Annotated in this window: 8 protein-coding genes and 1 pseudogene; 8 read left to right on the top strand and 1 reads right to left on the bottom strand. The window is 37.9% G+C overall.

Going from position 1 to position 9,800, the window contains the following annotated elements:
- The first annotated feature begins 187 nt into the window (after positions 1 to 187).
- The 3 genes from QZ114_RS06060 (at position 188) to srtB (ending at position 2,659) form a co-directional block, all read left to right on the top strand.
- A complete protein-coding gene (locus tag QZ114_RS06060) occupies positions 188 to 1,156 on the top strand; it encodes a ribose-phosphate diphosphokinase (protein WP_295500932.1) in 969 nt (322 codons plus the stop codon).
- Positions 1,157 to 1,377: 221 nt separating this feature from the next.
- Positions 1,378 to 1,746, top strand: a complete 369-nt coding sequence (locus QZ114_RS06055; protein WP_295500929.1) for an LPKTxAVK-anchored surface protein — start codon at positions 1,378 to 1,380, stop codon at positions 1,744 to 1,746.
- Between the two features lie 76 nt (positions 1,747 to 1,822).
- Entirely contained in the window at positions 1,823 to 2,659 is an 837-nt protein-coding gene (gene srtB / locus QZ114_RS06050; RefSeq protein ID WP_295500926.1) for a class B sortase, LPKTxAVK-specific, read from the top strand.
- Between the two features lie 114 nt (positions 2,660 to 2,773).
- Here the strand turns inward: srtB and QZ114_RS06045 are convergent.
- A pseudogene (locus QZ114_RS06045) lies at positions 2,774 to 4,131 on the bottom strand (ISL3 family transposase).
- A gap of 202 nt (positions 4,132 to 4,333) precedes the next feature.
- Here QZ114_RS06045 and QZ114_RS06040 point away from each other — a divergent pair.
- The 5 genes from QZ114_RS06040 to QZ114_RS06020 all read left to right on the top strand — a co-directional run bounded on the left by QZ114_RS06040 (position 4,334) and on the right by QZ114_RS06020 (position 9,692).
- The gene (locus QZ114_RS06040; protein ID WP_295500923.1) at positions 4,334 to 6,307 is read left to right on the top strand and encodes a DHH family phosphoesterase; all 1,974 of its coding nucleotides are present in this window, start codon (positions 4,334 to 4,336) and stop codon (positions 6,305 to 6,307) included.
- Positions 6,304 to 6,756 (top strand): 50S ribosomal protein L9, encoded by a 453-nt coding sequence (rplI, locus tag QZ114_RS06035; RefSeq protein WP_000864213.1) that lies wholly within the window; start codon positions 6,304 to 6,306, stop codon positions 6,754 to 6,756. The genes QZ114_RS06040 and rplI overlap by 4 nt, the downstream gene beginning before the upstream one ends.
- Before the next feature lie 43 nt (positions 6,757 to 6,799).
- Positions 6,800 to 8,152 (top strand): replicative DNA helicase, encoded by a 1,353-nt coding sequence (dnaB, locus tag QZ114_RS06030; protein WP_295500920.1) that lies wholly within the window; start codon positions 6,800 to 6,802, stop codon positions 8,150 to 8,152.
- 1 nt (position 8,153) lies between these two features.
- Positions 8,154 to 8,420 carry a Veg family protein gene (locus QZ114_RS06025; RefSeq protein WP_001278163.1) on the top strand — a complete coding sequence of 89 codons (267 nt, stop codon included), beginning with the start codon at positions 8,154 to 8,156 and terminating at the stop codon, positions 8,418 to 8,420.
- A 90-nt stretch (positions 8,421 to 8,510) separates the two neighbouring features.
- A complete protein-coding gene (locus QZ114_RS06020; protein WP_295500916.1) occupies positions 8,511 to 9,692 on the top strand; it encodes an SH3 domain-containing protein in 1,182 nt (393 codons plus the stop codon).
- Positions 9,693 to 9,800 lie beyond the last annotated feature (108 nt).

Genomic DNA, 9,800 nt, shown 5'->3' with positions numbered 1-9,800 from the left:
AGGACTTAGCCCTGTACAATACAGAACTAAATCCTTTGCTTAAATTAATTGTCTAACTTTTTGGGGTCAGTACAAAATATGGTGCCCTTCTTTTATTTTTTATTGAAAAATAGTGCAAAAAGCGCTACAATGGTAAATGGAAAATCTTGTGAAAAGCACAAGCGATACATATATACCGGAGGAAATCATGTCTTTTTCTGATTTAAAGCTGTTTGCCCTTTCTTCTAATCAAGAATTGGCAAAACGTGTGGCGCAGGAGATTGGGATCGAGTTGGGGAAATCAAGTGTTCGCCAATTTTCAGATGGAGAGATTCAAGTCAATATCGAGGAATCAATCCGTGGGAAACACGTCTTTATCCTACAATCAACTAGTTCGCCTGTAAATGACAATCTGCTTGAAATTTTGATTATGGTAGATGCTTTGAAGCGTGCGAGTGCAGAATCTGTCAATGTTGTCATGCCTTACTATGGGTATGCACGTCAGGATAGAAAGGCGAGAGCGCGTGAGCCAATCACTTCTAAACTTGTGGCAAATATGCTTGAAGTAGCTGGAGTGGATCGTTTATTGACCATTGACTTGCATGCTGCACAGATTCAAGGATTCTTTGATATTCCTGTGGATCACTTGATGGGAGCTCCTCTGATTGCAGATTATTTTGAGCGTCGTGGCATGGTTGGTTCTGACTATGTGGTTGTTAGCCCAGATCATGGGGGTGTGACTCGTGCCCGCAAACTAGCAGAATTTTTGAAAACATCTATCGCTATTATCGACAAACGTCGTAGCGTTGATAAGATGAACACTAGTGAAGTCATGAACATCATCGGTAAGGTAGAAGGCAAGACATGTATCCTGATTGATGATATGATTGATACTGCTGGTACGATTTGTCACGCTGCAGATGCCCTTGCAGAAGCTGGTGCTGTTGAAGTCTATGCGAGCTGTACGCACCCAGTTCTTTCTGGTCCTGCTATGGACAATATCCAAAAATCAGCTATTAAGAAATTGGTGGTCTTAGATACTATCTATCTACCAGAAGAGCGTTTGATTGATAAGATTGAGCAGATTTCAATCGCTCATTTATTGGGAGATGCCATCGTCCGTATCCACGAAAAACGCCCACTTTCTCCACTTTTCAGTATCGAGCAAAGAATTTAATAGACAAACCTGGGATCTATCTCAGGTTTTTTAGTAACAATAGCAGAACTGCTAAAGCTGTCTTTTGTGTTGATCGTCATATTAAAATAGAGCGCGGTAAAACTTTTAAAAAAATCTAAAAAAAATTAAAAAATGGTTGACAACTCTAATAAATGTGATATACTATAGGTAGTAAGATATCCTTACGAAAAAATTTTTAAAAGAAAAAAGGAGATAAAACTATGAAAAGAGTTTTATTATCATCAGTAGCTGCACTTGCAGTATTCGCAGCAGCAGCACCAGTTTTCGCTGAGGGACCAGCAGCAGCACCAGCAGCTCCAGCAGCTCCAGCTGAGGCAACTTCAGCAATTTTTGGTCCAAACCATAAAGATGGTGAAGTTGACACTGACACTTCTGTTGCAGCTACACCAGGAGATCTTGCTAAAGATGCAGACTCAGAAAAAATTGACGATTCAAAAGCTAAAACTGGTAAAGCTAACAACGCAGTAGTTGATAAAGATGGCGTTCTTCGCGAAAAAGGTCCTAAACCAGCAGCTAAATCTGCAGCAGCAGGTCAAAAAGCTCTTCCAAAAACAAGTGCAGCTAAATAATTCATTTATTTAATGAAGTACTTAATCACTGAAACTTCGTTTCAGTGATTTTTTTGATAATTTATGAGGGGAAAAGATGAGTAGAAGTTCTATGAGAAAGAAATCACCCATTGGTAAAATAATAGCTTCCATCCTTACATTCGTCGTTATTGTTGTTGGAGGATTCTTTGTATATAATAGCTTTTTAGCTCCTACGACTGAAAAACAAAATGATGTAAAAGTTACTCAAAAAGCTGAAAAACAAAGCTATACTGTTAGTGCAGAAGAAAAGAAGTATCTTAAAGAGAGGTTTGATAAGTATAAAGCGATAAATAAGGAAAGTGTCGCTTATGTCAATATTCCAGGTACAGAGTTGGATGAGCCAGTGGTTCAAACAACTGACAATGCGACTTATCTAGATAAGACTTTTGACGGTGGATATCAACCTTACTTGGGTACAGTCTTTATGGATACAGATAACAAAAAGGATTTTAGCGATCGCTTAACTTGGTTATTTGGTCACGCACGTGGTAGTAAGGTAGGGGACCATCGTATGTTTAACGATGTCAACTACTTTGATAAGCAAGAGTTTTTTGATAAACATCCATATGTAGTAATTGAAACACCTGAGAGAAAGTACTATTATGAAGCTATCGCCATGATTATCGTACCAGAAACGACAGCCTTTTATCGTACTTCTTTTGATGATGATAAAGATTTTGAAACCCAGTTATCAGCTGTTTATAATGATGCGCAAATTAAGAAACCTAATGTAAAAGTATCTGCAAAAGATAAATATTTGGTTCTTTCAACTTGTCGTGAAGAAGATGAGACGATTCGTTCAAATCTCTATCTTCGTCAAATTCCAGACTCAGAAATGACTGAGTTTTTGAAACAACACAAGGATAAATTAACTTACACACCAACGAGATAGTGAATAGTCATTAAGCTCACTATCTAAGTAATAAAATCAGTCACATAGGATGGATTATATAAGCTAAACATAAAGAAAATGGCTCTTTGTCAACTGTATTGGGTTGAAGAAAAGCTAAGCTCGAGAAAGGACACATTTCGTCCTTTCTTTTTTGATGTTCAGAGCGATGTAAATCCGTTTTTTGAAGTTTTCAAGGTTCCGAAAACCAAAGGTATTGCGCTTGATAAGTTTGATGAGATTATTGGTCGCTTCCAATTTTGCGTTGAAATAAGATAATTGAAGGGTGTTGATGATTTTCTTTTTATCTTTGAGGAAGGTTTTAAAGACAGTCTGAAAAAGAGGATGCAGCTGTTTTAGATTGTCCTCAATGAGTTCTAAAAATTTGTCAGGTTCCTTATTCTGAAAGTGAAAAAGCAAGAGTTGATAGAGATGATAGTGGTGTTTCAAGTCTTCTGAATAGCTCAAAAGATTGTCTAGTATCTCTTTATTGGTTAAGTGCATGTGAAAAGTAGGGCGATAAAATCTCTTATCACTGACTTTACGACTATCCTGTTGAATGAGTTTCCAGTAATGCTTGACAGCCTTGTATTCATGGGATTTTCGTTCAAATTGATTCATGATTTGAACACGCACTCGACTTATAGAACGGCTTAAGTGTTGGAGTAAAACAGTCCAGTGGACTGTTTTAGCCTGAGTTTAGAAATATAATAACGAAAGGTGAAAACAATCCAGAACGATTTTAGTATTCGGGAGTGAAACAGTCTGGGAGACTGTTTCAGCCTGAGCCTAGAAATTCGAAAGCGAAGCTGTTTAGCCAAGTCATAGTAGGGACTAAACATATCCATAGTAATGATTTTCACCTGACAACGAACGGCTCTATCGTAGCACAGAAAGTGATTCCGGATGACTGCTTGTGGTCTTCCCTCAAGAACAGTGATGATATTGAGTTTTTCAAAATCTTGCGCAATGAATTTTATCTTTCCCTTTGTAAAAGCGTACTCATCCCAAGACATAATCTCAGGAAGACAAGAAAAATCATGTTTAAAGTGAAAATCATTGAGCTTACGAATAACAGTTGAAGTTGAGATGGAAAGCTGATGGGCAATATCGGTTATAGAAGTTTTTTTAATCAGCTTCTGAGCAATCTTTTGCTTGATGATGCGAGGTATTTGGTGATTTTTCTTGACGATAGAAGTCTCAGCGACCATCATTTTTGAACAGTGATAGCACTTAAAACGTCGCTTTTTAAGAAGAATTCTAGTAGGCATACCAGTCGTTTCAAGATAAGGAATCTTAGACAGTTTTTGAAAATCATATTTCTTCATTTGGTTTCCGCAATCAGGACAAGATGGAGTCTCATAATCCAGTTTAGCGATGATTTCTTTGTGGATATCCCTATTGATGACATCTATAATTTGGATATTTGGGTCTTTGGTATCGAGTAGTTTTGTGATAAAATGTAATTGTTCCATATGAATCTTTCTAATGAGTTGTTTGATCGCTTTTCATTTATGCTTTTTTGATCTTTAGAAGAGTGGATTTTTTAGTAAAATAAGAGGGTCTAGTTTATATCAGCAATTCCTTAATATACTTGCGTTTTAGTCAAGCATCCTTCTTCTAAAAAAGTCGCTTTTTATAGGGTTTTATGATATAATAATGCGCAAGAGGTTTAGAATGAAAAAAAATTATTTACCCCCGTTTTTTGTGATTTTACTGGGTATTGCAAGTTTTGGAGTTTTGACAAGTCTGATCATTTTTTCAAAAAGTAATGTTCTAATCATTAGTCTCTTATTTTTATTTATTCTTTTTTATCTGTATGTATTTATATTACAAGAAAAAAGGAATGAAGAGGGTGTAATCGAAGAGATTGAGTATGTTAATCACAAAGCTGAAGAGAGTTTGACCAGTTTGTTAGAGCAAATGCCTGTTGGGGTCATTAAATTAGATTTATCTAGTGGTGAAGTAGAGTGGTTGAACCCCTATGCTGAGCTGATTCTCTCTAATGAAGAGGGGGAGATTAGTCTAGAATTGATCCAGACAGTGATTAAGGCTTCTGTAGGAAATCCAGGCTCTTATGCGACCTTGGGTGAGACACGTTATGTAGTCCATATGGATAAAGCATCTGGAGTTCTTTACTTTTTTGATGTTTCTGGAGAATATGAAGCAACTGTAGAGTTGGTAACGAGTCGACCAGTTATTGGGATCGTGTCTGTTGATAACTATGATGATTTAGAGGATGAAACTTCTGAGTCTGATATTAGTAATATAAATAGTTTTATTGCTAATTTTGTGTCGGAGTTTGCTAGAAAATATGCTATGTTTTCTCGTCGAGTGAGTATGGATCGTTTTTATTTATTTACTGACTATACGGTACTCGAGAGTTTGATGAGTGATAAGTTTAGTGTCATCAATGCTTTTCGTGAAGAAGCAAAACAAAGACAGTTGCCTTTGACACTAAGTATGGGCTTTTCTTATGGTGATGGCAATCATGATGAGATCGGGAAGGTCGCCTTGCTCAACTTGAACTTGGCTGAAGTTCGTGGTGGAGATCAGGTAGTCGTTAAGGAAAATCATGATACGAAAAATCCTATTTATTTTGGTGGAGGTTCTGCTGGTTCAATCAAGCGTACACGTACACGAACAAGAGCCATGATGACAGCCATTTCTGATAAGATTCGTAGTGTTGATCAGGTTTTTGTGGTTGGTCATAAAAATCTAGATATGGATGCCTTGGGTTCAGCTGTTGGGATGCAGTTGTTTGCAAGTAATATTACTGAAAATAGTTATGCTGTTTATGATCAAGATCATATGTCAGCTGATATTGAACGTGCCGTGATTCACTTAAAAAAAGAGGGGGTGACCAAGCTCTTATCTGTTAAGGATGCGATAGAGATGGTGACCAAGCGTTCTTTACTGATTTTGGTAGATCACTCTAAAACAGCTTTGACCTTATCAAAAGAATTTTATGATTTGTTTACACAAACTATCGTTATTGACCATCATAGACGTGATCAGGATTTTCCAGATAATGCTGTTATTACCTATATCGAGAGTGGAGCCAGCAGTGCTTGTGAGTTGGTAACAGAATTAATTCAGTTTCAGAATTCTAAGAAAAATCGTTTGAGTCATATGCAGGCTAGTGTTCTCATGGGTGGGATGATGCTAGATACTAAAAATTTCACGACTAGGGTTACCAGTCGAACATTTGACGTGGCTAGCTATCTCAGAACTAGAGGAAGTGACAGTGTCACGATTCAAGAAATTGGTGCGACTGATTTCGACGAGTATCGTGAAGTCAATGAACTTATTTTAGAGGGGCATAAGCTAGGCTCAGAGGTATTAATTGCTGAAGCTAAGGACTTAAAATGCTATGATACAGTGGTAATTAGTAAGGCTGCAGATGCTTTACTTGCTATGTCAGGTATTGAAGCGAGTTTTGTTTTAGCTAAGAACATACAGGGATTTATCTCTATTTCTGCTCGAAGTCGTAGTAAAATCAATGTGCAACGAATCATGGAAGAGCTTGGTGGAGGAGGGCACTTTAATTTGGCAGCCGCTCAGATTAAGGATATGACCTTGTCAGAAACTGGTAAAAAACTGACAGAAATTATACTAAATGAAATAAACCAGAAGGAGAAAGAAGAATGAAAGTAATCTTTTTAGCAGATGTTAAAGGAAAAGGGAAAAAAGGGGAAATCAAGGAAGTTCCAACAGGATACGCACAAAACTTTCTGATCAAAAAGAACCTAGCTAAGGAAGCGACTGCTCAAGCGGTGGGTGAACTTCGTGGAAAACAAAAATCTGAAGAAAAAGCTCATGCTGAGATGATTGCAGAAGCAAAAGCGATTAAGGCGCAACTTGAAGCAGAAGAAACTATCGTGGAATTTGTTGAAAAAGTTGGTCCAGATGGTCGTACATTTGGTTCGATTACGAACAAGAAGATTGCGGAAGAACTGCAAAAGCAATTTGGCATCAAGATTGACAAACGTCATATTCAAGTGCAAGCACCTATTCGTGCAGTTGGTTTGATTGATGTACCTGTGAAAATATATCAGGATATCACAAGTGTTATCAATCTTCGAGTGAAGGAAGGGTAAGTTTAGTCCTTCTTGACAATCGTGTAAAGGGAAGGGAAGTCTAATGGCAGAAGTAGAAGAGTTACGAGTACAGCCCCAAGATATCTTAGCTGAACAATCTGTTTTGGGTGCTATCTTTATAGACGAGAGTAAGCTTGTTTTTGTACGAGAATATATTGAGTCTCGGGACTTTTTTAAGTATGCCCATCGTTTGATTTTCCAGGCTATGGTGGATCTTTCTGATCGTGGTGATGCCATAGATGCGACAACGGTTCGCACGATTCTGGATGATCAAGGAGACCTTCAGAATATCGGTGGTTTATCCTATTTAGTTGAGATTGTTAACTCAGTTCCAACGTCTGCCAATGCTGAGTATTATGCTAAGATTGTTGCTGAAAAGGCTACGCTACGTCGCCTAATTTCTAAGCTAACAGAGTCTGTCAATCAAGCTTATGAGGCTTCGCAACCTGCGGATGAAATCATTGCTCAGGCTGAAAAAGGCTTGATAGATGTTAGTGAACATGCCAATAGAAGTGGATTTAGGAACATTCGAGATGTGTTGAATGTCAACTTTGGAAATCTTGAAGCTCGTTCACAACAAACGACCGATATTACAGGAATTGCAACAGGATATCGTGACTTGGATCATATGACGACTGGACTTCATGAGGAAGAGTTGATTATCCTAGCTGCTCGTCCAGCGGTTGGTAAGACGGCCTTTGCCTTGAATATTGCTCAGAATATTGGGACTAAGTTGGACAAAACGGTTGCTATCTTTTCGCTTGAAATGGGTGCAGAAAGCTTGGTAGACCGTATGTTAGCAGCGGAAGGTTTGGTGGAGTCGCACTCTATCCGTACGGGTCAATTGACTGATGAGGAGTGGCAAAAATATACTATTGCTCAGGGTAATCTAGCTAACGCCAGTATCTACATAGATGATACACCGGGAATTCGGATTACAGAGATTCGTTCTCGGGCTCGTAAACTGGCTCAGGAGACGGGCAATCTAGGCTTGATTTTGATTGACTATCTCCAACTCATTACAGGAACTGGTCGAGAAAATCGTCAGCAAGAGGTTTCAGAAATTTCACGTCAGTTGAAAATTCTTGCTAAAGAACTAAAGGTACCAGTAATAGCTCTTAGTCAGCTTTCTCGTGGTGTGGAGCAACGTCAAGACAAGAGACCAGTTTTGTCTGATATTCGTGAATCTGGATCTATCGAGCAAGATGCTGATATCGTAGCCTTTTTATACCGTGATGATTACTATGAACGCGGTGGTGAAGGAGAGGAAAAAGTTCCAAATAACAAGATTGAAGTCATTATCGAGAAAAATCGTAGTGGAGCTCGAGGAACAGTGGAATTAATTTTCCAAAAAGAATACAATAAATTTTCAAGTATCTCAAAGAGGGAGGCATAAAATGTCAGATGCATTTACAGATGTCGCTAAGATGAAAAAAATCAAAGAAGAAATCAAGGCACATGAAGGACAAGTCGTTGAAATGACATTGGAAAATGGTCGTAAGCGACAAAAAAATAGGTTGGGTAAGTTAATTGAGGTTTATCCATCCCTATTTATCGTTGAATTTGGGGATGTTGAAGGAGATAAACAGGCTAATGTTTACGTTGAATCTTTCACTTACTCAGATATCCTTACAGAAAAGAATTTGATTCATTATCTTGACTAAAGTGAGAAATTTTTCTCACTTTTTATTTTTTTCTCCGAATAGTTTATGTGAAGGTTATCTTCGATTTATACTATTTTTCAAGGAGGAAGAATGAAAAATTCACCATTTAAAGTATCAGAAGCAGGATTTTCTATTAGAAAGTCAGTTAAAAAGGTTGTTCCTTTTTTAGTAGTAGGGATGATGTTATCAGCTGGAGATAGTGTGTATGCCAATGTGTCTCTTGCTCGTGGGGATGATTATCCTGCTTATTATAAAAATGGGAGTCAGAGTATAGATAAGTGGAGGTTGTATTCTCGTCAGTGTACTTCATTTGCTGCTTTTCGTTTGAGTGGGGTCAATGGTTTTGAGCTACCAGGAGCTTATGGGAATGCGAAGGAATGGGGTTACCGTGCTCGTCGTGAAGGCTATCGTGTCGATAATATACCAGCAATTGGTTCTATTGCTTGGTCTACAGAGGGGGGCTATGGCCATGTTGCTTGGGTTTCAAATGTGATGGGAGACATGATTGAGATTGAAGAATATAATTATGGTTATACAGGGGCTTATAATAAACGAGTAGTAAAAGCAAACACGATGACAGGTTTTATCCATTTTAAAGATGTATCAAGTAGTTCTAATCATTCGACAAATCATTCAAAGCCTCTGACAAATAGTTCTAAGAATGTATCCAACAATCAAACTGTGACGGTTCAGCCTACGTACTCAACGAGAGGAACTCATTATTTTAAGGCAAAAGCTGCTGTCAAAAATCAACCTTCAGTGAATGCGGATACGCTTACCTATTATAAACCTGGAGACAGTGTTCACTACGATCAGGTGATTGAAAAAGATGGCTACAAGTGGTTGAGTTATATTTCTTATAGTGGGAATCGCCGTTATGTTCAGTTAGAAGAATCTACTTCGTCACAAAATCAATCAGGAAACAGGAATAATTCAAATACAGTTTCAAATAATACATCAAATACTGCTTCTACTGTTGGTTGGAAGAAGGTGAACGGTAGTTGGTATCATTTCAAATCAAATGGTACTAAAACAACGGGATGGTTAAAAGATGGCTCTAGTTGGTATTATTTGAAACCATCAGGTGAAATGCAGACAGGTTGGTTAAAAGAAAATGGTTCTTGGTATTATCTTGATAGCTCAGGTGCAATGAAAACGGGCTGGTATAAGGTGTCTGGTAAGTGGTACTATTCATATTCGTCAGGTAAGCTAGCTGTTAATACAACAATAGATGGTTATCGAGTAAATTCTAATGGTGAATGGATTCAGTAGAGAATAGGTTCATTAGTTAAAACGTAAATATAAAAAGAGTCTGGTACAATAGTCCCTTATCTCCAAAAAAAGCAACGGATTTGCCGTTGCTTTTTGCATGGTTGCGAC

Source organism: uncultured Streptococcus sp. (assembly GCF_901875575.1).
Lineage (GTDB): Bacteria > Bacillota > Bacilli > Lactobacillales > Streptococcaceae > Streptococcus.
Note: the sequence above shows the minus strand (reverse complement) of the source record. Positions and strands in the feature narration are given on the sequence as shown.

Excerpts from the sequence above, each read along its gene's own strand:
- QZ114_RS06060 (WP_295500932.1), top strand. The coding sequence starts at position 188 with ATGTCTTTTTCTGATTTAAAGCTGTTTGCCCTTTCTTCTAATCAAGAA.
- QZ114_RS06055 (WP_295500929.1), top strand. The coding sequence starts at position 1,378 with ATGAAAAGAGTTTTATTATCATCAGTAGCTGCACTTGCAGTATTCGCA.
- srtB (WP_295500926.1), top strand. The coding sequence starts at position 1,823 with ATGAGTAGAAGTTCTATGAGAAAGAAATCACCCATTGGTAAAATAATA.
- QZ114_RS06040 (WP_295500923.1), top strand. The coding sequence starts at position 4,334 with ATGAAAAAAAATTATTTACCCCCGTTTTTTGTGATTTTACTGGGTATT.
- rplI (WP_000864213.1), top strand. The coding sequence starts at position 6,304 with ATGAAAGTAATCTTTTTAGCAGATGTTAAAGGAAAAGGGAAAAAAGGG.
- dnaB (WP_295500920.1), top strand. The coding sequence starts at position 6,800 with ATGGCAGAAGTAGAAGAGTTACGAGTACAGCCCCAAGATATCTTAGCT.
- QZ114_RS06025 (WP_001278163.1), top strand. The coding sequence starts at position 8,154 with ATGTCAGATGCATTTACAGATGTCGCTAAGATGAAAAAAATCAAAGAA.
- QZ114_RS06020 (WP_295500916.1), top strand. The coding sequence starts at position 8,511 with ATGAAAAATTCACCATTTAAAGTATCAGAAGCAGGATTTTCTATTAGA.